Genomic DNA, 24420 nt, shown 5'->3' on the forward strand with positions numbered 1-24420 from the left:
ACCTAAAAATAAGTCAATTTCCCGACGCTTTCAGTAGCTCGTGGCGGGGAATTTGATGAATGGCAGGCGGCTGAACAATGTGAGAGGTCAGCTGTTTTTATCTGGCACTCATCCTAACAAATTACTTATGGCAACACTTGTAGCGGATCAATTAGTAGATATGCTGGCAAATGCCGGTATCAAGCGCATTTATGCGGTAACCGGCGACAGTTTGAATCACATCAACGATGCTGTGCGTCGTGATGGACGGATCCAATGGATTCATGTCCGGCATGAAGAAGTGGGGGCTTATGCTGCAGGAGCGGAAGCACAGCTGAACGGGCTGGCTTGTTGTGCCGGCAGCAGCGGACCCGGGCATGTTCACCTGATCAATGGATTGTATGATGCGCACCGGTCGGGCGCATCGCTGGTAGCCATTGCGTCTACCTGCGCTACCAATGAATTTGGCAGCGACTATTTCCAGGAAACCAACACCATTAAGTTGTTTGACGATTGCAGTCATTATAACCAGGTAGCGGCAACAGCCGAGCAGGCACCCCGCATGTTGCAGGCTGCCTTACAGCATGCGGTGCATAAGCACGGCGTAGCCGTTTTAGGATTGCCGGGGGATGTAGCAGCCGCTGATGCAAAGGAGATCCCTACTGCCACGAAGCTGTATCATCCTAAGCCCGTTGTTTGTCCGTCGGCACCAGAATTAAAGCAGCTGGCCGGGTTACTCGGCGATGCGAAGAAAATTGCGATCTATTGCGGCCTGGGCGCCGTAGAAGCACACGATGAAGTAGTGGCTTTGTCGCAGTTGTTAAAAGCGCCTATTGCATACTCGTTCCGCGCAAAAATGGGTATTCAGTACAATAATCCCAACGAAGTGGGCATGACGGGTTTGCTGGGATTGGCATCGGCTTATAAAAGCATGCATGAAGCCGATGTGTTGTTACTGCTGGGAACAGATTTTCCGTACACGCCATTTATTCCTGAGAAGGCGAAGATTATCCAGATAGATATCCAGCCGGAAAGGCTTGGCCGCAGGGCCACACTGGAGTTAGGTTTGTGCGGGGATATTGCAGATACACTGAAAGCGCTTCTGCCAATGCTAAAGGAAAATACCGACCGGCAATTCCTGGACGAAATGGTAGCATTTTACCGGGAAGTGCAAAAGAAAATGCAGACTTATGTAGAAGACACCGGCAAGGAGAACGCCATCAGCCCTGAGTATGTAGCGGCTACCCTCAATAAAATTGCAGCAGATGACGCTATTTTTACTGTAGATACGGGCATGACCAATGTTTGGACAGCCAGGTACCTGGAAGGCACCGGCAAACGTACCTTGCTGGGATCTTTTAACCATGGCTCTATGGCGAATGCCATGCCGCAGGCAATAGGAGCTGCGTTGGCGCAACCGGGCCGGGAAGTGTTTGCCTTGTGCGGTGATGGCGGGTTAACAATGTTGCTGGGCGACCTGATGACCATTAAACAATATCAACTGCCGGTAAAAGTAATCGTGTTTAATAACCGCGCCCTGGGCATGGTGAAGCTGGAGATGGAAGTGGCGGGGCTCCCCGATTGGCAAACGGACATGGTGAATCCTGATTTTGGGGCGGTAGCAGTGGCCATGGGCTTCACAGCGTTTACCATCCGTAAACCGGAAGAGGTGGAAAGCATATTGGCCCAGGCAGCAAAAACGGCAGGACCCGTGCTGGTAAATGTATTTACTAATCCGGAGTCCCTGGCTATGCCGCCAAAAGTGGAATTTGCCCAGATGAAAGGATTTGCGCTCTGGATGGGGAAACTGATCCTCAGCGGAAGATATGAAGATGTATTTGATGCGGTGAAGTCGAACTACAAGCACCTGAAAGATGTGCTGTAAATATGAATTTATGGGGAGATGATTTCAGGACCATCTCCCCATAATATTAAAACGGATAACCGATGGCAATGTTAAGAATGAGATTCTTTTTGCGCCAGTCGGGATCGCTGAAATCTATTTTATCAAACACCCAGCGTTCGTTCTCCGGCAGGTAAGGAACACGGAATGGAATAGCCAGATCGAGGCGTACTACTACAATAGAGGCATCAATGCGCAAACCTACCCCACCGCCAACGGCAATGTCTTTATAAAAAGTATTGAAGGCAAATTTACTACCCGGCTTGTCCGGAACATCTTTCTGTAACCAGATGTTACCGGCATCCACAAAGGCTGCCACATTAAACACACTGGCCACGTGCACCCGCAGTTCAGAGTTGAATTCCAGCTTGATATCGCCGGCTTCATTAGCCAGCAAGGCGGAAGTATCCACGGCGGGGTTGTGATAAGATCCCGGACCGAGGGTACGCGCCCTGAATGCCCGGATGCTGCTGCTACCACCGGTGAAAAACTGTTTTACAAAAGGCAGGGTGGCTGAGTTGCCATATGGTAAACCGTATCCAATCAACAGGCGGTTTACCCATTGTTTGCCTTTGCCCAGCTGCCAGTAGTGGCGCGCTTCTGCAGTGAATCTTTCATACTGCGCAAATGAATTCCCAAGTAATGTTTTTTGCCCGGTATCATTTTTCGGAATGATCAACCCGGCAATGTTTCCTGAGATATCTATATTGCCGCTCAGGTAGAAACTGTGTACTCGGTTGGCTTGCTGGTTATTGTAGGTGATCGTATAGTTGCCGCCGAGGATAAATTGTTTTTCAATAGCGTTGCGCTGACTTGGATCGTTTGCCAGGATACTGTCGTATGCCGGTGTTGTTTTGGTAGGCAACACATAGGTAAGCGCAACGGGTGCAAAGATATGACTCAGGTATTGTGTCCGTTGCCACAGGTATTGCAGCTGTAGCGTATATGCGTTAAGGTTATACAGATCGGCGCGGCTGTATAACTCATAGCTGGCGCTTATTCTTGTTTTAGGTACATAGGGTGTACGGATGTTCAATCCACGGAAGGGTGTGATGAACCTCGGAAAAGTAACAGCAGCTTCTGCACCGAGGCCATACGAATTGGAGCCTCCTGCATTTTTATTACCGGTTTGCCATTCCAGTCCGCCACGCAACCCAATTTCAAGCAATGCTGCAGAATGAAGCCAGTTGCGATTTTTAGCGGTAATCTGTATTTGTGATCCAATGAACCCGTTAGATTTAGAGGTACCACGTAGTTCTGTTTGAAGGGAACGGCGTTTATATGGCGTAAGGAAAAGTTTTGCATCCAGCCACCCGCTGTCGAGTGCCACCCGGTTGTTTACCATGGCCCTGTAGTTGTTGGCCTGGGAGGTATCACGGGCGTAGGTGCTATCGCGCCGGTTCAGGTTCCTGCCGGAGGTATCGCGCCGCCTGGAGCTGTCCCTGTTGCCGGTAACATTGGGGCCGCCGCCCACTAAGTTGTGAATAGAGGTATCCCTTACCGGCGAAAATTGTCCCTTTACAAATTTGAATACGCCCAGGTTAATCAGTCTTTGCAGGGTGATATTATGTGAACTCAGGCGATACAGGCTGTCCGGCCGCAAAAACACGGAGCGGTCGAATGCGGATGATTTAAACCGGTGGGCGGAGTCTACAATGTAAATGCCTTTATATCTTACCGGAGTTCCCTGTGTAGAAGCGGAGTCGTTATCCAGCGAATAGTCCGGGAACAGAACGATGTCATGCATCCTGTAAGGCCGGAGCGCCAGCAGTGGCGTGTTGTCTTTTATCTTTACAAAGAGGTCAACCGTACCGCTATTGGTACTATCTACCTGTACCAGTAAATAATCAGGTGTAAAATAATAATAACCTTGTTCTTTCAACGCGGCGTGTATCCGTTCCCGTTCGGCTTTAACTGAATCGAGCGAATAATTGGCGCCAATGATCAAAGAGCTTTCCGGTTTGGTATAAGTAACGGTTTTACCGATGGCACTACTATCTGTCAAATAGGTGACACTTTTAATGGTATACCGGTGATTGGGAGTGGCTGTGTATTTGATGGAAGCTTTTTTCTTGCCAGATAACTTAATGGCAGAAACAACGCCGGCCTGGAAATAGCCGTTATCCACCAGGTATTCTTCCAATACCTGTGAGGTGTAGTCGGGTTTTGCCTGGCTCAGCAACACGGGCGGTTCCCCCCATTTTCTTCGCAGCAGGTAGTTCAATCCTTTCCCTTTGGGTTCATTGCCTAAATTATACAGCCACAACTTAATGGGCATACCGAGAAATTTACGGTTCCTGTTGGGACGGATTCTTTTATCCATTCCTTCCATGAGCGAGCTATAATCTTTCGGTCTTTTTTTAGTAATGGTGTCAGTGATCCATTTTACGTCGCTGCCAGTATATAGCCGGTCTCCTTCAGGTACGGTACGTGTGGTACTGCAGGAGCTGACTGCCAGGATTACCAGGCATAACAGGCTACAGCAAATAATGATATGGCTACTTACTTTTCGCATCAGGCGTTGTCGTATTTTTATCGTTCTTCTTTTTGGTATCGCGTAACCGCTGTTTTTTAGTATCAGTTTTAGACCGCTGCAGAATTTCGCGGAATTCATCATAATCCATGATCAGTGCAAAGGCAACTCCTGTTTCCACTACCTGTCCTTCGAGCACTGTTTGACTGTCGTTGCGCTGATATACCCTTATCCGGTAACGTCCGTCGCGGGTAAGTTTATATTCTACGGAGATATCACCGATCAGGGAGCTGGCATTTTGCTGGCTTCCCTGCAACATGATATTGGAACCTACGGAAACGGTTAAGCGATCATTAAATAACTGTTTGGAGGCGCCAACTTTCAGGTTGGTGGATTCCTGTGCGGAGCCGGAGGAATAATCTTCCTGGTTCTGCAGGTCGAAGTTGAGATCCACTCCTTTGATCAGGTTGCCCGCCATGTTATTGAGCTGTTGTGAAAGTATTTTACTTACACTGTTTTTCGCTGCCTGTCCTACTCCACCGCCGGAGCCGCCATCGAGTGTACTCATAGGGTCATCCGGGATAAAGGAGTTCAGCACCAGCAGTCCCATTACCTGTTTATTCAGCTCAGAGGGCACCTGGTTAATTTGTTTCAGGCGGTTATATGGTGTTCCGTTCAGGGTATTCCTGTCGTTCTCTGCCAGGTCCAGGCGGAAGCTGATATCGGGCTTCATGAGGTTGCCCTTGATCATCAGGTATACCTGGAAGGGCATCCGTTGTTTATAGGTATTTCGTTGTTCGGCAGACATGCTTTGAAGCTGATCTGCCACCAGGTCGTAGGCCGGCGCATTCACCGTGTATTTGGCGGTGATATCCAGGTCGGCGCTGGTAGCGTCTCCATTGAACGATACGAAGCTGCCCTTTTCTATATCGAAAGAGCGTTTAATGAGCTGGTTCAGTGACATCTCGTATTTACCTTCCGTTATTTCGTAGCGGCCGGTAAGACTTAACTTACTGCTGGGATCCAGCGTGGCATTAATGCTGGCGGTACCTTTTGCCTGTACATAATCACCGTTTTGTGAATCGATGATAATTTTAAGGACAGATTCCGGAGTAATATCGAGGTTACCGGATAAGAACATGCCTTTTAACCGCGTGGTTTTAAACCGAAGGCTATCTTCACGGGCGAGCAGTGCAGAATCGACAGGATTGGATTTATCCACAAATTCGATCACGCCTTCCCTGTTGGCGAGTCCCGGCTCCTCTTGCGGCAGCGTCATGGTAACGCTGGATTTGTCGCGCAGCTTTACGATGGCATCAATTCTCGGCAGGTCGAGTGTGCCGCGGATCTTCACTTTACTATCTATATAAGCGGGTCCATAAATCCACTGGTCCGGGTTTTGCTGCCGGCCAAGAGCCATGAAGTTATCGGCAGTAACATCGAGGTTAAAGCTATACCGGGTGAAATTCCTGGTATTAATGCGGCCATCTACCACCAGTTCATTATTGGCGCTGTCGGCTATTACCAGGTTATTCAGTTGTATTCCTCTTTCGTCCAGTACGATATCTTCATCCGGTAAATGGAAAGTGCTGCCGATCATGGTTACCATGCCTGCAGCATTATCGAAATGCAGGCTTCCCAATACTTTGGGGGCCGACGGCGTACCTGTAATATTGAATTGCCCGGAGGCACTGCCGGACATTTTGGTAACATTGCCCATCGTGAATGGTTCCAACGAGGCGATGCTCAGTTTATTGATATCCAGCTGGGCATTGATAGTAGTGTCGTAGGTGCCATCCACCTTTACATCATTATCGTTGCCGGTTAATCCGGCTGTAAGTTTATATTGGCCAGGGCCGCTGTTTTCCACATTAGCGTCCAATGTTCCCATGCGTGTATTCTTCACCGTTAGACTGTCTACTTTCAGCGTGGCGTGAATCAGTGGTGTTTGGTTCCAGTTACGTACAGTCGCTTCTGCATTCAGGATGCCGTTGGCCAGCAGGGTGTCTGTTGCCAGTAGGGCGGTGATGGTCGACAATTTAAAATTGGCGATGTTGGCCTGGAGTGCAGGAGTGGCGCTGGTATCAGGCTTGGTGGCCACCTGGATGGACTGATCGCCCTGCGACAGTTTGATATTCGCCGTATCCGGTGCGCCATTTTTCATCCGGAGAATATTGTTCTCTGCCACGGTCCATTCCTGTTTGTTTAACAACAGTCCGGGTTTGAGTGACAGCTGCATGGCATTATCTTTCAGGAAAGTAAAAATGCCGCCCAGTTTATACTTGGGTTGCCGTTTAACATCATCCAGTACTACGTCAAAGTCAACCACACCGGTGTTGGCATAAGCCGTAAGATAGGTATGTTGCAGCGGGAATGTAGGGTGCGCCATGCGGGCCAAAGATGCCCCGAGCCGCAAAGAGGTGTCCTGGATAGATACGCCTATGCGCAGGCTGTCGACCTGCAGGGAATCATAATTAATTTTCGGAAGATATGCGTTTGCGATCAGCAGGCTGCTGTCGCTGTTGAGGCGGCCATTCATCACCAGCGGCACTTCCATGCGTAGTGTTGGAATCATCTGCTGTAAATTCTTTGGCCACTGTAAAGAAGCATTCCACTGCAGTGATTGTCCGCGAGGGACCTGTACAATAGCGCCAGAATCGGCCGGCATCAATGGTTTATTGATAATATTGGCGAAGGCGGCCCCCACTTTTGTATAATCGATATGGCCGTTGGCGCTGATCAGGCCGAACGGACTTTTAAGGGTAAGGTATTGCTGATCCTTGTATTCGGCTACCAGGGAGATGCTGTCCAGCGGAAATACCTGTCCTTGTGTGGCTATCTGCCATTTTGTTAAAAAGGCATTGCCTTCTATGCGCTGTGGTTCTATGCTGTTGAAGTCTGCCAGGAGATTGCCCTGTATCGTTAACGGTTCTGAATACCAATGGGTGGCATAAAGGTCGGCTTTGGCCAGTTCCATATTTACTTTCAGCCCCTGGATGGTAGTATCCACCATTTGCCCGCTGATATCGAAAGTGGCGGTGATGCTGCTATCTGCGCTTTCGCCCTGTGCTTCAAAATCGCCTTTGTTGATACCGGCGATCACGCTTACGTCGTGGTACGTATAGGCGTTATAGGTAGCTTCATCCAGTTGTGCGGTGGCTTTGGCCACCATTTGTTTTAGCGTATAGCCCTCACCGGTAGCGCTCAGTTTGCCGGACATCCAGCCGTAGGTAGTATCGTATAGCATTGCTCCCGGGTTTATGCGGAAGTATGGAATGCTGATGGTGTAGCTGCTGCGGATGCTGTCGGTAATATTGACGAGGCGTGCGTTGATATTGGCGTTGGCGGTTTCGCTTTTCAGTTGTAATTGGGTAACGAGATCCTTCATGCCGCCTTTGAACATACCGGTAATCAGCATGTTTTCCGGTAGGCGTGGCGTATCCGGGAGGGTACCCGCGGGTAGCCAGGCGCGCAAGGGTTTGTTGCCCGTTTGTATATAAAGCGCAGGAAGATCGGCGCTGAGCAGATCCGGGTTTGTAGCATGGAGCACCTGGCCATTGTCTGTTTTGATCAGGTTGCCTTCATGATCGTTGACGTAGAGTTGTTTAATATTCAGTTCTCCCAGGTTTCCTTTTAATATAGCCGCCAGCGTTAGTTGTTTATTCCATAGCTGGTCGAATGATTTGTTTTTGCGTGCGTTGGGAACGAAAGGAAGCCATTCTCCCAGGGCTACATGCACAGAATCGAGATTGGCATCCAGTCCGAGCTGGTCCAGATGGTCGGAAATGCCGGACCAGGAAGGCACTGTTACGATGATCTGTTTGCGGAAAATGCTTTTATTGGTTTGCAGCAGGAAGTTGCGCAGCGCCAGTGTATAAGGCGTGAACAATACGTCCATATTGGCTTTGCGGATGGTAAAACCGGACTTATCCCGGGCAGTCAATGATTTTATTCCCACCATAATGCTATCCGGCTTATACCGGATATGGCTGATTTTACTGGAGAATTGAGTCAGCAGCAGGTGATTATAGTCAGGATCTGGTCCCGCGGCTTTGGGTGCGGGGCCACCGTTATCGTAGCGCAGGGCAAGTTTATCAAGATTTACCTGGGTGGCAAATACCTGCCAGGTATTTGGCGTGGTATCGTTTGGCGCGGCGGGAACGGAATCCTTTCCGGCAACCATCATTACCAGGCCAGCGGTGTTGCTGATGGAAAGATCGCCCACCTGTATACGGGTAGAGTCCTGGTCCAGGTTGCTGTTGCGTAATTGCAGGGCGCCTATTTTCCAGGCGGTGGTAATACCGGAGCCTTCATCTGCATACAGGAAATGACTGTTGTTGATCTGTAGTTTTTTCAGGAGCAGATGGAGTGATGCGCTGCTGGTATCGGCCGGTGGTGGCGGCGGGGCGGCAGAGGTAACAGCCGGGGCGATGTACTTTTGCCGGAAAAAGCCTTTCAGTCCATCGAGGGTGATGCCCCTGAACGCGTAAATGCCATCATCTATGAGGAGGTCGTCCGGATCAATGTGTAAACTATCCCAGGTGAGCACTGCAGACATGCCGCCCTGCGCATCTTCATAGCTTACTTTCACTTTACGAAATGAAATGTCTTTCAGCCGGAATTGCAAGGTGGTGCCGGTTTCCGGCGCCAGGGTATCCTTATCCCCGGAAGGGGTTACAAAGGCATCTATGGCAAACTGGTAATTAAAGGCGGAATCGCCGGGGTGCCGGTAGGCATTTACCAGCAGGGTGTCCCACTCGAGTTTATCTATTTTCAGTTCATTGCTGATCAGCGACAGGAGGTTGTAATGTACTTTGAGGGAGCCGGTGTAAAAAAGTGCCTGGTTGGCGGTGTCGGCCACATATACATTCCGTAATTCCAGGTACTGCCAGCCACGTGCGCGCAGGTATCCGATCTGCACTTTGGTGTGCAGTTTTTTCCGGAGGTATAATTCTCCCTGTTCTCTTAAGTAATTCTGGACGCCGTTCAGTTGTAATAATAAAACAGCCATTACGGGCAATAGGAGCACCGCAACAATAATCCATATAAGCCATCGCCACCAGGGGCGGCCGTGTTTTTCTCCGGTTTCTGCTGGTTCTGTCACTATGATGTATTACAAAAGTAAATTACTGAATATAAACGCAAAAGCACGTTTATGGTTTACTTTGCCGGCAGGATAGTGCAACCGGGCGCATGCCTGCGGGTACAACAAAATCCATACCTCAGGTACCGGCAACGAATCGTTATTGCAAGAATACATCAAATACGGTAACGGACATACTTTTTTTGGCGATGGAAACAGAATGGGGTGAGTAGTAATATGCACAGATTGGCGAAAAGGAAATGGACCGGACGGGTTGTTTTTTATTACTTAGTTATCCTGATTCAGGGCATTTTTATCTTCTTTTTCAATTCTTCTTTTTACTTTATCCACATCTTCTGCCGGAGGAAGGCTTTCTGGTTTTACACCTCTTTCCAGGAGCACATTTCTAACGGCGGTATTGTTGTCAACATGTTCTTCGGTAATATCCTCTTCTCCTTTCAGGTCTTTTTCCAGTACATTATGACTGGTGAGTTCTGTGGCGAGGTCTTTTGCTAATGGTAATAGTGGGAAGGAAGTCGGCCAATGCCCTGTTTTCGGGAATGACCAGTTTTCTCTTCATATCGCGGGTGGTAAATCCTCCGAAAAGAGCCTCATCGCCCTTCGAACGGATCCGGGCAAATCCTTTATCGTCCACCCCTCTTTCGTAAATAATACCGGATAATGCCTTTTCTGACTTCGATAGCTTTTCCCGGGCATTAATACGGTCAATATCCAGCAATCTTTTTTCAACAATTTCCTGTTTGCGGGTTTGCACGGCAAAGTAGGTTTGTGCAAATGCAATCGGATCTTTTTGGGTGTCGCCACTTTGAGCGATCAGGTAGCAGGCGTAGCGGGTAAGTGCGATGTCCTGAAGTTGCCTTTGGCCTCCTTTGGGAACAGCGATCGTTTTCGTGATATCACGAAAATGATCGGAAACAATAATCCCACTGTTTTCGCAGGAATTCTTTGCCTTTTCAATGACTTTGAAAAAATTTTCCCATCTTAAATAGCCAAGAATTTGCTGCAATTCCCTGGCGCTCCAGCATTCGATACCTTTGTGTTCATAACAAGCCTGTTCAAATTGTTTAAACAACGCTTCGATCAATTCTTTTTTCATGAAAAAAATGTTTATTTATCTTACAATATTGTGATAGGCACAATATACCAAAGCCATAACAGCAGTGGGTTAACGAAACTTAAACAGTATCATTTTGAAAGAAGAATAATTACTTTATTCCGGGTTTATTCCGTTGATTAAACCGGAAGATATAATACTCCAGCTGATCTTTCTTTTCCCTGTCGCCCCTGAATTCATCGAGCAATACGCTGTCCTGGGGGAGAATATATTTTTTGAGATTGTAGGCAGATAGTTCCAGTATCTGGCCTGTCACCACATTCAGCACTTTTTTGAGCACTACCGGTGTGCTGATGCTGTTTGTTGTCATATCCGCCTGGTTTAAATATCCCCGGGAGGGCTGGATGCCGTGTAAGGCATATATGCAGTAGTAGCCGATTTCCTGTAGTTTATTAAGACCGTTGTCTTTGATGTAGATGTTCCTTCCGTCGCAAAAGCCCCAGTAGTTTTTCAGTTTGTGTTCCTGGCCGGCGCCATCCCGGAGCACCAATTCATTCCTGTTGGCCAGCAGATAGATCTGCGCGGCGGAGCTGCGGTTTTTTATTACCAGGTCTCCCTCTTCCGAAGGATTATTTGATTGAAATTCCTCAAAGGTTTTATACAGGCCTTTCTTTAGTTGAGGTGCGTCTGTAATCAGCACATTTTGCGCTGCTACGGAAATACCGAGCAACAGCAGGTTCCAAAAACACAACAGTTGTTTCATAATAAACAAATGTATTGGGTTTAGGGAGTGAGGTTCGCCGGAAATAGCTGAACACCGGCTTTGTTTCTGCTGATGTTTGAATTATGTCTTTAAAATCACGAGAGGGGTGGCATTAATGGCAGGCATTAAGCAGAAGCAGGTTGCTTTCCGGGAGGGAATCCTGTCTTTTTAAAAAAAATATAGGCCGGGTAAAAACCCGGCCCGGCTGAAGGTTACAACAAAATCTAAACCTGCTTATGAGAAAAAATTTGATTTACATAATTGAATTATAAAGCCATTGCCTGTAGTGAATGGTCTTTGCTTTCCAGTTGGGAGCTGCCCATCAGGAATTCGTCCACTTTTCTTGCGCACTCACGACCTTCGCTTATTGCCCATACCACCAGTGACTGTCCGCGGCGCATATCGCCGGCAGTGAACACTTTAGGAATAGATGTCAGGTAGTCTTTTTCGGTAGCTTTTACATTACCGCGTTCATCTCTTTCCACTTCCAGCTGATCCAGTAAGCCGGTATGCTGCGGATGTACGAAGCCCATAGCCAGTAAGGCCAGTTCGCAGGGTACATCTCTTTCTGATCCGGGTACTTCCGTGAATTTTGCCGGTCTGCCGTCGGCGCTGGCGGTCCATTGCAGGTCTACCAGGCGCAGGGCTTTCAGGTGGCCGTTATCATCCCCGATAAAGGATTTGGTAGCGATGGCCCATTTACGGTCTGCTCCCTCTTCGTGGGAAGACGATGTTTTTAAGACCATCGGGTAGGTAGGCCATGGCATATACGGCGTACGTTCGCCCGGAGGTTTTGGTAATAACTCCAGCTGTGTAACGCTGTTGGCGCCATGACGGTTACTGGTTCCCACACAATCGGAGCCGGTATCACCACCACCAATTACAATTACATTTTTGCCGGTTGCCAGTATATCGCTGCCTTCTACTGCAATATTGCTTACTCTTTTATTCTGCTGCTTCAGGAAGTCCATCGCATAGTGTACGCCTTTCAGCTCACGGCCCTGGATAGGGAGGTCGCGTGGAATGGTGGAACCACCAGCCAGTACAATTGCGTTGTATTCTCTCAGCAGATCATTGGTACTAACGTTAACGCCTACATTGGCATTGCATTGAAACACCACGCCTTCTTCTTCCATCAGTTTCACACGGCGGTCTACTACCCATTTTTCCAGTTTGAAGTCCGGAATACCGTAGCGTAAAAGTCCGCCAGGTGCATCATCGCGTTCAAACACGGTAACGGTATGGCCGGCATAGTTCAACTGTGCTGCTGCGGCTAAACCGGCGGGGCCGGAACCAATAACAGCTATTTTTTTGCCGGTACGCATACGGGGCGCTTTTGCCTGTACCAGACCTTTATCGAAAGCTACTTCAATGATGTGTTTTTCTATTTCCTCGATAGCTACCGGGGGCTGGTTAATACCGAGCACACAGGCGCTTTCGCAGGGAGCCGGGCAAATACGTCCGGTAAATTCCGGGAAGTTATTGGTCGAGGACAGTATATCATACGCTTCTTTCCAATCCTGGCGGTATACGGCATCGTTAAATTCCGGTATCACATTACCCAGCGGGCATCCGCTGTGGCAAAAAGGCACGCCGCAGTTCATACAGCGGGCTGCTTGCTGATTTAATTTATTATCGGGGAAGCGTTCTACAAATTCATTATAGTGACCAACCCTTTCCCGGGGATCCGCTTTCCCGGGCAGCTCGCGTGTAAATTCCAGGAATCCTGTAGGTTTACCCATAATTTTCCTCCACAAGTCCCTTACCTGCAAGGGATATTTTGATGATGAATGTTAATTGTTCAATTAGTGACCTACTTTCTGACCCTGTACTTTGTCTGATTTCAACGCTGCCTTGTATTCTTTCGGGAACACTTTCACAAAATGACGCAGTTGGTTTTCCCAGTCTTTCAGGATAAACTTCGCCACGGTGCTGTTTGTGTAGGCGAGATGTTTTGTGATCAGATCCTGCAACATGGCTACATCTGCCTGATCCAGCGGATCGAGGTCAATCATATCCCGGTTGCAGTAGTTGGCGAAAGTGCCTTTCACATCGTATACAAAGGCAATACCACCGCTCATACCTGCTCCGAAGTTGCGGCCGGTTTCACCCAGTATCACCGCTTTACCACCGGTCATGTATTCACATCCGTGATCACCCACTCCTTCTACTACTACGGTAGCGCCGGAGTTACGTACACAGAAACGCTCGCCAGCCTTACCGCGGATGAAAGCTTCACCGGAAGTTGCTCCATAGAAGCAAACGTTACCTGCGATGATATTTTCTTCCGCCTTGAATCCTGCTTCTCCGTGTGGATAAAGGATCAGTTTGGAGCCAGACAAGCCTTTACCGAAGTAGTCATTGGCTTCCCCTTCCAGTTCCAGCGTTAACCCTTTGGTGGTGAAAGCGCCGAAGCTCTGGCCTGCAGATCCGATAAATTTGAAATGCAGGGTGTCTTCCGGTAATCCTTCGCTCTTGTAGCATTTGGATATTTCGTTAGACAAGATGGTGCCGATGGTACGATCTGTATTTTTTACAGGGAACTGCTGATATACCCTGGCTTTCTTTTCCAGTGCAGGCTGTGCAGCCTTCAGCAGTTGCCAGTCGATTACTTCGCTGATGCCGTGATCCTGTTCTTCCTGTTTGTACAGGCCGGTTTCGGCAGAAGCTTCTTCTTTATATAAGATCGGTGACAGATCCAGTTTTTGTGTTTTCCAGTTGGTGATGTTATCACGCATCTGGAGGCATTCTACCTGACCCACCATTTCATTGATGGTGCGGAAGCCCAGGTCAGCCATGATTTCGCGGAGTTCTTCCACGAGATAGGTGAACAGGTTTACCACGTGCTGCGGATCGCCGGTGAAGCGTTTGCGCAGTTCAGGATCCTGTGTAGCCACACCAACAGGACAGGTGTTTACATGGCATTTACGCATCATGATACAACCTTCTACCACGAGGGCAGCGGTAGCAACACCCCATTCTTCAGCACCTAATAAGGTAGCAATCGCAATGTCGCGGCCGGTTTTCAGCTGGCCATCTGTTTGCAGTACTACCCTGCTGCGGAGCTTATTTTTTACGAGGGTCTGGTGTGATTCGGCCAAACCGAGCTCCCATGGCAAACCTGCGTGTTTGATGGAGCTTTCAGGAGAAGCGCCGGTACCGCCATCGAAACCTGAAACCAGTACCACATCGGCGTGTGCTTTTGCAACACCGGCAGCGATAGTACCAACACCAGCCTTGGATACCAGCTTCACGCTGATACGGGCGGCACGGTTAGCATTTTTCAGGTCATAGATCAGCTGTGCCAGATCCTCAATAGAATAAATATCGTGGTGAGGAGGCGGAGAAATGAGGCCCACACCGGGTGTGGAGTGCCTTACTTTTGCGATCCACTCATCCACTTTATGGCCGGGCAACTGCCCGCCTTCGCCGGGTTTTGCACCCTGCGCCATTTTAATCTGTAATTCGTCGGCATTGGTCAGGTAGTAGCTGGTAACCCCGAAACGGGCGCTGGCAACCTGTTTGATGGCAGAACGCATAGAGTCGCCGTTTTCCAGCAATTCATAACGCAGCTCATCTTCCCCACCCTCACCGGTATTGCTTTTTGCGCCGATACGGTTCATGGCAATGGCCAGTGTAGAGTGTGCCTCATGGGAAATAGATCCAAAGCTCATAGCACCGGTAGCAAAACGCTTGAAGATGCTGGATGCTGGTTCTACTTCATCAATGGAAATAGAAGGACGATTCTTTTTAAACGTAAACAGGCTCCGTAAAGTGGCTGCTTTTTCGCTTTGATCGTTTACTGCTTTTGAATACTTTTTGAAAGCAGCATAGTCGCCCATACGGGTAGCCAGTTGCAGGTAGTGAATAGTAGTGGGGTTAAAGAGATGGAATTCTCCTTTACGTTTCCACTGATATACGCCACCTTCTGTTAAACGCTGCACCGGTGTTTCTTTACGACCGTAGCCCATCCAGTGTTTAGCCAGTGTTTCACGGGCAATTTCATCGAGTCCCAATCCCTGGATACGGGAAACGGCGCCGGTGAAATATTTATCAACAGTTGCCTGGTTGATACCCAATATTTCGAAGATCTGTGCACCCTGATATGATTGCAGGGTGGAGATGCCCATCTTTGAGAATACTTTCAGAAGGCCGTCACAGATAGCTTTGATATAATTTTTCTTCAGTTTATCTACGTCGAGCGCGGTGTCCAGTTTGCCATTCAGCTTCATATCGCGGATGGTGCTGAGGGCCAGGTATGGGTTGATGGCGGTTACGCCAAAGCCCAGCAGGCAGGCAAAGTGGTGTACTTCCCAAACATCACCGGCTTCCACGATCAGTCCTACCTGACCACGGTAACCCTTGCGGATCAGGTGGTGGTGAACGGCGGATGCAGCCAGGATAGATGGAATGGCGGCGTGTTCTGAGTCGATAGCACGGTCAGAAAGGATGATCACTTCAAAACCGTCTTCCACGGCGTCTACCGCGTAGCGGCATAAGCGGGCCAATCCTTTTTCCAGGGAGCCGGGCTTACCGTCTGCCTTGAAATAGGTATGCAATGTTTTGGCCTGGAATAAGCCGGTATCGATACTGCGGATCTTTTCCAGTTCGTGGTTGTTGAGGATCGGGTGGCGCAGCGCCAAACCATGGCAGTGCAGCGGATCTTCATCCAGCAGGTTACCGTTGTTGCCTACAAAAGTAGCCAGCGACATCACCAGTCTTTCCCTGATAGGATCAATCGGCGGGTTGGTTACCTGTGCAAATAATTGTTTGAAATAGTTACAGAGATGTTGTGGCTGATTGCTCAGTACTGCCAGCGGGGTATCTGTACCCATAGAGCCAACAGGTTCCTTGCCATCAATTGCCATTGGGGCAATGATGTGATCCAGGTCTTCTGTGCTGTAACCGAAAGCGCGCTGGTATTTAAAGATCTGGTCGTGTTCCAGGTGAGTAAAGGTTACTCTTGGTTCCGGCAGTTCTTCCAGGCGGATCTTATATTTATTCAGCCATTCGCCATAAGGTTGCTGGGAGCAGATCTGTTGTTTCAACTCTTCATCACCTATGATGCGGCCCTGGTCCATGTCTACGATAAACATTTTACCAGGTTGCAGGCGGCCTTTCTCTTTAACATTTTTTGGATCGATGGGCAATACACCGGCTTCAGAAGCCATGATTACGCGATCGTCTTTTGTTACCACGAAGCGGCTCGGACGTAAACCGTTACGATCCAGGGTAGCGCCAATAATTTTACCATCAGTGAAAGAAATGGAAGCAGGACCATCCCATGGCTCCATGAGGGAGGCATGATATTCATAGAACGCTTTCTTTTCTTCGCCCATGTCTTCGTTGCCGTCCCAGGCTTCCGGTACCAGCATCATCATTACATGCGGCAGGGAGCGGCCGGTCATGGTGAGCAGCTCAATCACATTATCCAGGCTGGCAGAGTCGGACTGGCCTTCTTCCACGATGGGAAGCAGCATTTCCATCTCTTCTTTGCTGAAATATTTGGAAATAAAGTCCCTTTCGCCGGCGCGGAGCCAGTTAAGGTTACCTTTCAGCGTATTGATTTCCCCGTTGTGGGCAATGTACCTGTAAGGGTGGGCCAATCTCCAGCTGGGGAAGGTGTTGGTGGCAAACCGGGAGTGGATGAGGGCAAAAGCCGACACCATTTTCTCATCGCTGAGGTCTGTATAATAATGACGCACCTGGTAGGTGGTCAGCTGACCTTTATATACAATTGTTTTATAAGAGAGGGACGCAATGTAAAACAGCGATTTCTCTTTAGGAACGGTATTGCGAACGGTTTTGGAAACGTAGTTACGGAGCACAAACAGTTTGCGCTCAAAAATTTCCGGATCGCTGATATGATAAGGGCAGGCAATAAATACCTGTTCAATTTCCGGTTCTACAGAAAGGGCTGATTCACCAATACCATCCGGGCGTACCGGTACTTTACGGTAACCCAGAATTTCCAGGCCCAGTTTCTCTGCGCTGCGTTGAAATATTTCACGGCATTCTTCACGCCAGCGTGGCTCTTTCGGAAAGAAGACCATGCCTACACCGTATTTTCCAAACTCCGGTAAGGCGATGCCCAGTTTCAGGCATTCATCATACAGGAACTCATGGGGCGTTTGAAACAGTATTCCTGCACCATCTCCCGTGTTCTGCTCACAACCGCAGGCTCCGCGGTGTTCCATGTTTTCCAGCATGGTTAAGGCATCACGTATAATATGGTGGGATTTACGACCCTTGATGTGGGCAGTAAAACCTGTTCCGCAGGCATCATGTTCAAATTCCGGACGGTATAAACCTTGCGTTTGCTTCACTTCATCCATTTGGTTTAGATTTTTTGCTTTGGCACACCCTTCCCTTCTGACTTGCGCCGCGGGTGATGGTGTACGATATAATTCGGGAACGGTTTAAAGATACTAAAGGAACGCGGTATTTTTTGTATAAACTTTTGTTAGACGGTTAAAATTTAGAAAAACATAAAAAGATGGCGGTAATTGTTAGAATATTTGAAAAAATGGCTGCTCCCTCAGGACAAATTGGTTCCATTTTAAGGCTCAGGCCGGCATCTTTAAAGCGACCCGGATTATAACACTTTTGTGCGAGGTGCTTTTTCAACCGCCCTGTATTATATTTGAAGGATACCCTTTACTAACATAAACGCCTATACCAATTTTATGCTCCCAAAGCTATTCATGAGTGCGTTTTTAGTGTCTGCCGGATTTCTGCTGCCGGCCCGCGCACAGGATGCCGCCGAAGCGCCGGCTGCCATCTCACAAAAAAAAGTAAGCCTGGCGAAGGCCTCCCCCTTTACCGCCGACAGCCTGCAGGCGAAAGTATCCGGAATTGCCATTGTCAGCGCGGTATGGGATACTGCCCGCATTGGCTTTTTACAAACCGGGCTTTTCAACAATAAGGCAGAAGCCATCCCCGATAAGGAAATGGGCAGGTACCTGCAGGAGTTCGTAAACAATACCTTCGGAGGCATATTCACCCCCGGTAAGCCCCGGCTTATATGGGTGGTAGAAGATCTTCGCATTGGGGAACGTACCCAGATGATGGGAGAAAAAGCCTATGTCCGTGTAAAAGCAACCGCCTACGTACAAACTGGCGACGACACCTACAAATTGCTGAAAGCCATGGATATAACACATTTGAACAATGGCTTTGATGTAACCCACCAGCACCGGAACAATATCTCAAATGCATTCAAGGAATTTTATGCGGCCGGCGCCGGGGTCCTGGATTCAGTGCTGGCGGACGCCGGGCCGGGACTCTCCTATGCCGCGACCACAGGAATTTATGCAAAAAAGCGGGAACTGCCGGCGCTGAAGGACCCTGTTATGAACGATGGTATATACCTGTCATTCGCCAGTTTCCTGGAGAACAAGCCTGATATCCTGCAATATGAAACAAAAGGGAAAGCGGGCAAAGTAAAGGTGTATGCTATTCCCGGCGATGGCCAGAAAACAATTGTTCCTGCCTTATGGGGTGTGGTAAAAAACGGGGCAGTGTTTAAATACAATGATAAATCACTGGTAGGGCTTTCCCGCAGCGGTTATGGCTATGTGATCACTTCTTATTTGTCGGCCTATGAAAGGAGGCAAAGCGCTATTATAGGCGGGGCCTTAATGGGCGGCGTTGCCGGCGGGTTGCTGGGGTCTACTGTTGCACTGCAGCACACAGATGCCTTCCCGGAATTAAAACTTCCTGCAGAAGCCACCGCGATAGATATGGAAACAGGCGCACTGATTTTTTAATGCGCCTGTTTCCCGCTGCTATGGCTCGAAAAGGAATTGTACTTTTCCATTTAACTGCCGCATACGCAGTGGCTCGCTGATATGACTCTCATTCTGTAATCTGTCGAGCGCGGTGACGATGTAGGTATACAGCTTCCCTTTCACATAAGTGAGGTCCTTAAATTCAGGATCGGACGACTGCGACAGGATACTGATAATTTTCGTAGGGTCGCTGACGTTAATCGCTTCGTTTTGCTCAAACCGGTACAGGACATACTGTTTGGTGTGGCCGCTGGTATCATCATCTGCCCAGTGTATTTCCAGTCCTCCCGGCCGTTCAAAGGCATCAATAAAGTAAGGCGCTTCGGGTGTTTCCTTTGGCAGCCACGGCATAATAGGCCGTAATGCATGGTACTTATAAAGACGGGTACGCAACGCATCTTCAATGCCCAGCGGGTTGCCGCGGAAAGAGGCCGCACTGTAAAAAATACTGCCCTGGATAGTGTTCAGTGTTCTCGCTTCTTCTATTTGTGCCGGTAATTCATTTGGATTTTTCCAGGCCGCATTGCTGCCAATCCGGTACACGCCGTGGCCAATATACACGTGGCGGCCATAGCCATGTTGGCTCCACCAGTTCAGCAATATTTCGTAGTCGGCCAGCCGGTGTCCGCGCTCCCAATAGATCTGCGGCGCCACATAATCGATCCAGCCGTTTTTCAGCCATTTCAGGATATCGGCAAACAGATCGTCGTAGTTGGTTTGACCGCCTTTGGTATAGGATCCTTCCTGGTCTTTGTCTTTGTTACGCCAAACGCCAAAGGGACTGACACCAAACTTTACCCAGGGTTTTTCTGCTTTGATGGCTACGCTCAGCATTTTTATGATGGCATCTGTATTGGCGCGGCGCCAGTCATCTTTCATCATATTGTTGCCATACAGGCGGTAGGAGCTGTTATCCGGGAATTCTTTTCCCGGAACCCGGTAAGGATAAAAATAATCATCGAAGTGTACGGCGTCGATATCGTAGCGTTTTACCACGTCGCGGATAACCATCGTTACATATTCGCGCACTTCCGGAATGCCCGGATCAAAATATTTTTTATTGTCGTAAACAACGAACCATTGTGGTTTCAGGCGGGTAATATGATTGGCTGCCACGCTGCTGCGGCTTGTATTAAATACAGCCCTGTATGGGTTAAACCAGGCATGAAATTCCATGCCGCGTTTATGCGTTTCTTCCACCATGAACTGTAACGGATCATAGTACGGGTTTGGCGCCTGCCCCTGCACGCCCGTGAGGTATTCAGACCAGGGCTCATATGGAGATGGATAAAAGGCGTCGGTAGCCGGGCGCACCTGCACCACTACCGCATTCATACCATTTCGCTGTTGCTGGTCGAGTATGGCAATGAATTCCTGCTTTTGCTGCTCTGTACTCAGGCCCCGCCGCGATGGCCAGTCAATATTTTCCACAGTGGCAATCCACACCGCTCTTAGCTCGCGTTTGGGTGGCAATTGCGCCCATGCCTGCTGCATTCCGATAATCAATAGTATTGCGCCTGCTATAAATTGCTTCAACATCAGCCTGACTTTTTAACCGTAAGATGCGAAAATAGCAAAAAGCAGGGCTGATCCGATACAAATATGTGATTCTTATGAAGATAGGGAACTAATCTTTCTCCATCTTCAGCTTCGTAGCAGGCGCCTGGTAATCTTCCGGCAAATATTCTGTTGGGACCGTGGTCATATTTCCATCGCGGTGTGCAATGAAATGCGGCGACATAATTTCAATACCCGCAGCATTAAACTCATCTATGATATGCCGGTGCAGATCAGAATAGATGACTGCCATTTTATGGGAATGATCGGTATATACATTGATTTCGTAAGCGATGGCAAAATCATCCAGGCTGGTTTGTAAAACAAAGGGCGGTTTGTCTTTCATAACGCCGTCTGTTTCTATAGCAGCCTTGATCAGCATTTCATGTACTTTTTTCCAGGGCACTTCATAGCCTATAGTAACGGTAGTATGTAAGATGAGGCCAAGGTCTTTGCTGGATGTGGTGAAGTTAATGGTATGGCCACTTAATATGCTGGCGTTGGGCACCGTAATTTCTTCGTTCTTAATCGTGCGCAGCCTGGTTACCAGCAGGTTCTTTTCAATTACATCTCCCGTAATTTCCCCGATTTTTACCCGGTCTCCGATCTTAAAAGGGCGCATGTACGTAATTACAAAACCCGCTATCACATTGGAAATGGCGGAAGAAGAACCCAATGAAAACAAGATGCCGAGGAAAACAGAAACGCCCTGGAATATTTTTGAATCTGATCCGGGCAAATAAGGAAATATGACAACGAACATAAAGGCGTACAGCAGGAACTTGATCCCGCTTCCGGTGGGTCTTGCCCAATCGGCATAAAAACCCTTGAGCGAGAGGTTGCCGGTGGCCACTTCTTCCGAGAGATAGTTCACCAGTTTTACCAGGTACCGCGTGATAAGGTAAATTACGATGATGGTGAGTAATTTGGGAAGATAATGCAGGAAGCCCACCAGGATGGATTTGATGGGCGATAATGTCCAGTTGATCAGTTTATCGGCGATGCCTTTTGTCCATGGAAAGATGCTGAATACAAAGGGCAGCGTAATATAAAAGACAAAAAGAATAGCCACGATCCTTACTATACGCAACGCGTTAAAAACAATACCGATCTGCTTTTGCTGGTTCAGCAAAGCGTAATCTTTTACTTTTACGCCTTTGAAATAGCGGTCTTTTTCACGGACGATCTTTTTTCGCAGCCGTTTGAACAAGCGGTTGATGCCGTATACGATAGCGGAAAATATAACGATGATCAGTAATAGCCAGGCGATCCTGACAAGGACATTCTGCAGGCTGCTGTCTTTCTTTTCCTGTAATATCGCGTTGCGTACAGCGGCGGCATACTTTTGCGCAACGGGCTCTTTTTCCTGGTCCAGCCAAAGAGCGTCGTCATTTGTTACGCTTAGCAGCACCAGTTCATTATAGGTAACGTCTATATTGTTTTCGTTGGGTATAACTTTAATTGAATCAGGTATAAAAAAGGGATCGTCGGCCAGCTGCGACAGTTTATGTTCAATGTTTGCTGCACGGTCGCTTGGGTTCAGTGGTCCCAGTTTGTTATAAATATAGAAGAGGGTATCACGGCGGAAGGGTACTACGGGAATGCCTTTGCTGGTAGCTTTCAGCTGGATAATCCGCTGGCGGGCAGCTACTTTTTTCAGGGAATCGGCCTGTTCAAAAGCGGAGAGTTTCTGTTGCAGTTCTTTTTTGCGGTTGTCGTTGTCGTTACTGATCAGCAGCAGTTGTTGCTGCAGCTGTTTTTTCTGTTCGTCATCCGCTTTCTGGAGAGAATCGTTTTCCCGGAGCAGGCGGGTGGTAAGGATCAGTTGTGAGTTTGTGAGGGAGTCGCGGGTGGCCTTGCTGCTATCATTTTGTGCGTTGCACAGCAAAGCCAAACCAGTCAGAATGGTAATAAAGTAGAGGGTAAAAGCAGTTTTCATTCCCGGAGCTTTTCTTTAATGTACGGAAAATCCGGGTAGTAAAACGCCTATATCTTCCTTTTTGTATACTGGCTGTAGTCCGGCAAACTTGCTTCGTATTCCCGGTGCATGAGCGGGGATGTGAGGAGGAAGTCGGCAGATGCGCGGTTGCTCGCCATCGGGATATTCCACACCACACCTAAGCGCAGCAGGGCTTTGATATCCGGGTCATGAGGCAGGGCTTCCATTGGGTCCCAGAAGAAAATGATTACATCGAGTTCCCCGGTGGCCACGAGGGCGCCAATTTGCTGATCGCCGCCCAGCGGGCCACTCAGGAGTTTTCTTACAGATACATCCAGCGCCTGTTCTATCAGCAGACCGGTAGTGCCGGTTGCATACAGTTCATGGCGGCTCAGTACCGTTTTATTATAAGTGGCCCATTCAATTAACTCCGCCTTTTTGTGGTCGTGAGCGATGAGGGCAATTCTTTTGCGGGCTTTTAAAACTTTTGATGTTTGCATATGTGACCACAAAAGTAATAAGTGACGCGCAATAATTAAATCTAATGTTAGTGTTTATCGTTGCCGTCCAGAACAGCCAGGTCGCGGTCAAAAATGTAAAGACCGCCCTTGTCTTCCCCGATCAGTTTTAATTTATCAAGAATATGCCGGGCCAGGCGTTCTTCTTCAATTTGTTCGGTCACATACCATTGCAGGAAATTGTGAGTGGCATAGTCCTTTTCGCTGAGGCACAAATCCACGAGGTTGTTAATCTCTTTGGAAACCAGCAACTCATGACTAAACACTTGTTCAAAAATGGCATGTATGCTTTTGAATTTCACGGTAGGCTGCTTTAATGCAGGAACCAGGCCATGACCACCTCTTTCGTTAATAAATTTCAGGAGCTTCAGCATGTGGGCCCTTTCTTCATCGGAATGGCGGTACAGGAACTGGGCCACGCCATTGTACCCCTGCACCTCTGACCAGGAGGCCATTGCCAGGTAATATTGGGAGGAGGCTGCTTCCATTTCCACCTGCTGGTTCAGTGCGTCATAAATTTTTGGAGAGAGTTCTTTCAATAACATAATGAAAAATTTGTATAATATGAAGAAGATCGAGGTGTGACGGGGATATCACCGGGAACTATACCGGGATTGTAAATTTCGATAGACTACATTTAGATGCATCCCGGAAATCTGCCTGAAAAATGCTACCTTTGCATAAGTAAATTAGGATAAAATGATTAAAACAGGAAATCCAATCATCAGCATATATACGGAGATGACGCCAAACCCGGAAACCATGAAGTTTGTGGCAAACAAGCTTCTGTACCCTGGCAAAAGCATTGATTTCCCGGATGAAGCCAGTGCCAAACCGTCTCCTTTAGCCATAGAGCTGTTTAGCTTCCCTTTCATCAGAGGCGTATTTATTATGGCTAACTTTATTACGCTTACAAAAACCAGCGAAACTGACTGGAACGATATAATTCCTACTGTTAAGGCCTTCCTGAAAGAATACCTGGAAGACTCCCGTCCTGTTATCAACGAAGATGAGGTGATTATTACCAAATCTACCGCGAGCAATGAAGTGAGTGCAGACGATACAGATGTGGTAAAACGGATTAAGGAATTACTTGAAAACTATGTGAAACCTGCGGTTGAAATGGATGGCGGCGCCATTCAGTTCAAGGACTATGAAAATGGTACGGTTACACTGATGTTGCAAGGTTCCTGCTCAGGCTGCCCCTCCTCCATGATTACACTGAAAGCCGGCATTGAAGGCATGATGAAGCGTATGATCCCTGAAGTGAAGGAAGTTGTGGCAGAAGCAGAATAAGCCATAGTTGAGTGAATGATAGTGTTAAACGAAAGCACAGTCTT

The 24420-nt window shown here is 48.3% G+C and carries 13 protein-coding genes; 3 read left to right on the plus strand and 10 right to left on the minus strand.

Annotated elements, in window-relative coordinates; translation table 11 throughout:
* Positions 1-127 precede the first annotated feature (127 nt).
* Entirely contained in the window at positions 128-1864 is a 1737-nt protein-coding gene (locus tag QFZ51_RS03395; protein WP_429043152.1) for a thiamine pyrophosphate-dependent enzyme, read from the plus strand.
* Between the two features lie 46 nt (positions 1865-1910).
* Here the strand turns inward: QFZ51_RS03395 and QFZ51_RS03400 are convergent, their stop codons facing one another.
* The 6 genes from QFZ51_RS03400 to gltB form a co-directional block, all read right to left on the minus strand.
* Positions 1911-4397 carry a BamA/TamA family outer membrane protein gene (locus QFZ51_RS03400; protein WP_429043153.1) on the minus strand — a complete coding sequence of 829 codons (2487 nt, stop codon included), beginning with the start codon at positions 4395-4397 and terminating at the stop codon, positions 1911-1913.
* Entirely contained in the window at positions 4381-9459 is a 5079-nt protein-coding gene (locus QFZ51_RS03405) for a translocation/assembly module TamB domain-containing protein (RefSeq protein WP_429043155.1), read from the minus strand. The genes QFZ51_RS03400 and QFZ51_RS03405 overlap by 17 nt, the downstream gene beginning before the upstream one ends.
* A 457-nt stretch (positions 9460-9916) precedes the next feature.
* Entirely contained in the window at positions 9917-10555 is a 639-nt protein-coding gene (gene dinD, locus QFZ51_RS03410) for a DNA damage-inducible protein D (RefSeq protein WP_429043157.1), read from the minus strand.
* Between the two features lie 109 nt (positions 10556-10664).
* A complete protein-coding gene (locus tag QFZ51_RS03415) occupies positions 10665-11276 on the minus strand; it encodes a hypothetical protein (RefSeq protein ID WP_429043160.1) in 612 nt (203 codons plus the stop codon).
* A 266-nt stretch (positions 11277-11542) separates the two neighbouring features.
* A complete protein-coding gene (locus QFZ51_RS03420; protein WP_079471497.1) occupies positions 11543-13018 on the minus strand; it encodes a glutamate synthase subunit beta in 1476 nt (491 codons plus the stop codon).
* A gap of 63 nt (positions 13019-13081) precedes the next feature.
* Complete coding sequence (gene gltB, locus QFZ51_RS03425; protein ID WP_429043162.1) at positions 13082-17611, minus strand: glutamate synthase large subunit; 4530 nt, start codon at positions 17609-17611, stop codon at positions 13082-13084.
* A 369-nt stretch (positions 17612-17980) separates the two neighbouring features.
* Here gltB and QFZ51_RS03430 point away from each other — a divergent pair, with 369 nt between their 5' ends.
* Entirely contained in the window at positions 17981-19045 is a 1065-nt protein-coding gene (locus tag QFZ51_RS03430; RefSeq protein ID WP_429043164.1) for a hypothetical protein, read from the plus strand.
* A gap of 18 nt (positions 19046-19063) precedes the next feature.
* Here QFZ51_RS03430 and QFZ51_RS03435 read toward each other — a convergent pair whose 3' ends face one another.
* The 4 genes from QFZ51_RS03435 to QFZ51_RS03450 all read right to left on the minus strand — a co-directional run bounded on the left by QFZ51_RS03435 (position 19064) and on the right by QFZ51_RS03450 (position 23625).
* Positions 19064-20605, minus strand: a complete 1542-nt coding sequence (locus tag QFZ51_RS03435; RefSeq protein ID WP_429043165.1) for a family 10 glycosylhydrolase — start codon at positions 20603-20605, stop codon at positions 19064-19066.
* Positions 20606-20693: 88 nt separating this feature from the next.
* A complete protein-coding gene (locus QFZ51_RS03440) occupies positions 20694-22562 on the minus strand; it encodes a mechanosensitive ion channel family protein (RefSeq protein WP_429043167.1) in 1869 nt (622 codons plus the stop codon).
* Positions 22563-22609: 47 nt separating this feature from the next.
* Positions 22610-23062: a methylglyoxal synthase gene (locus tag QFZ51_RS03445; RefSeq protein ID WP_429043170.1), complete on the minus strand. Its 453-nt coding sequence runs from the start codon at positions 23060-23062 to the stop codon at positions 22610-22612.
* A gap of 47 nt (positions 23063-23109) precedes the next feature.
* The gene (locus QFZ51_RS03450) at positions 23110-23625 is read right to left on the minus strand and encodes a ferritin (RefSeq protein ID WP_429043172.1); all 516 of its coding nucleotides are present in this window, start codon (positions 23623-23625) and stop codon (positions 23110-23112) included.
* A 154-nt stretch (positions 23626-23779) separates the two neighbouring features.
* Between QFZ51_RS03450 and QFZ51_RS03455 the strand changes: the two genes are divergently transcribed.
* Positions 23780-24376, plus strand: a complete 597-nt coding sequence (locus QFZ51_RS03455; RefSeq protein ID WP_370908889.1) for a NifU family protein — start codon at positions 23780-23782, stop codon at positions 24374-24376.
* Positions 24377-24420 lie beyond the last annotated feature (44 nt).

The organism is Chitinophaga sp. W3I9, assembly GCF_050434025.1.
Classification (GTDB): Bacteria; Bacteroidota; Bacteroidia; order Chitinophagales; family Chitinophagaceae; genus Chitinophaga.

Coding starts and splice junctions, on each gene's coding strand:
- QFZ51_RS03450 (WP_429043172.1), bottom strand. CDS start 23,625: ATGTTATTGAAAGAACTCTCTCCAAAAATTTATGACGCACTGAACCAG.
- dinD (WP_429043157.1), bottom strand. CDS start 10,555: ATGAAAAAAGAATTGATCGAAGCGTTGTTTAAACAATTTGAACAGGCT.
- QFZ51_RS03430 (WP_429043164.1), top strand. CDS start 17,981: ATGAGTGCGTTTTTAGTGTCTGCCGGATTTCTGCTGCCGGCCCGCGCA.
- QFZ51_RS03455 (WP_370908889.1), top strand. CDS start 23,780: ATGATTAAAACAGGAAATCCAATCATCAGCATATATACGGAGATGACG.
- QFZ51_RS03445 (WP_429043170.1), bottom strand. CDS start 23,062: ATGCAAACATCAAAAGTTTTAAAAGCCCGCAAAAGAATTGCCCTCATC.
- gltB (WP_429043162.1), bottom strand. CDS start 17,611: ATGGATGAAGTGAAGCAAACGCAAGGTTTATACCGTCCGGAATTTGAA.
- QFZ51_RS03440 (WP_429043167.1), bottom strand. CDS start 22,562: ATGAAAACTGCTTTTACCCTCTACTTTATTACCATTCTGACTGGTTTG.
- QFZ51_RS03395 (WP_429043152.1), top strand. CDS start 128: ATGGCAACACTTGTAGCGGATCAATTAGTAGATATGCTGGCAAATGCC.
- QFZ51_RS03415 (WP_429043160.1), bottom strand. CDS start 11,276: ATGAAACAACTGTTGTGTTTTTGGAACCTGCTGTTGCTCGGTATTTCC.
- QFZ51_RS03435 (WP_429043165.1), bottom strand. CDS start 20,605: ATGTTGAAGCAATTTATAGCAGGCGCAATACTATTGATTATCGGAATG.
- QFZ51_RS03400 (WP_429043153.1), bottom strand. CDS start 4,397: ATGCGAAAAGTAAGTAGCCATATCATTATTTGCTGTAGCCTGTTATGC.
- QFZ51_RS03420 (WP_079471497.1), bottom strand. CDS start 13,018: ATGGGTAAACCTACAGGATTCCTGGAATTTACACGCGAGCTGCCCGGG.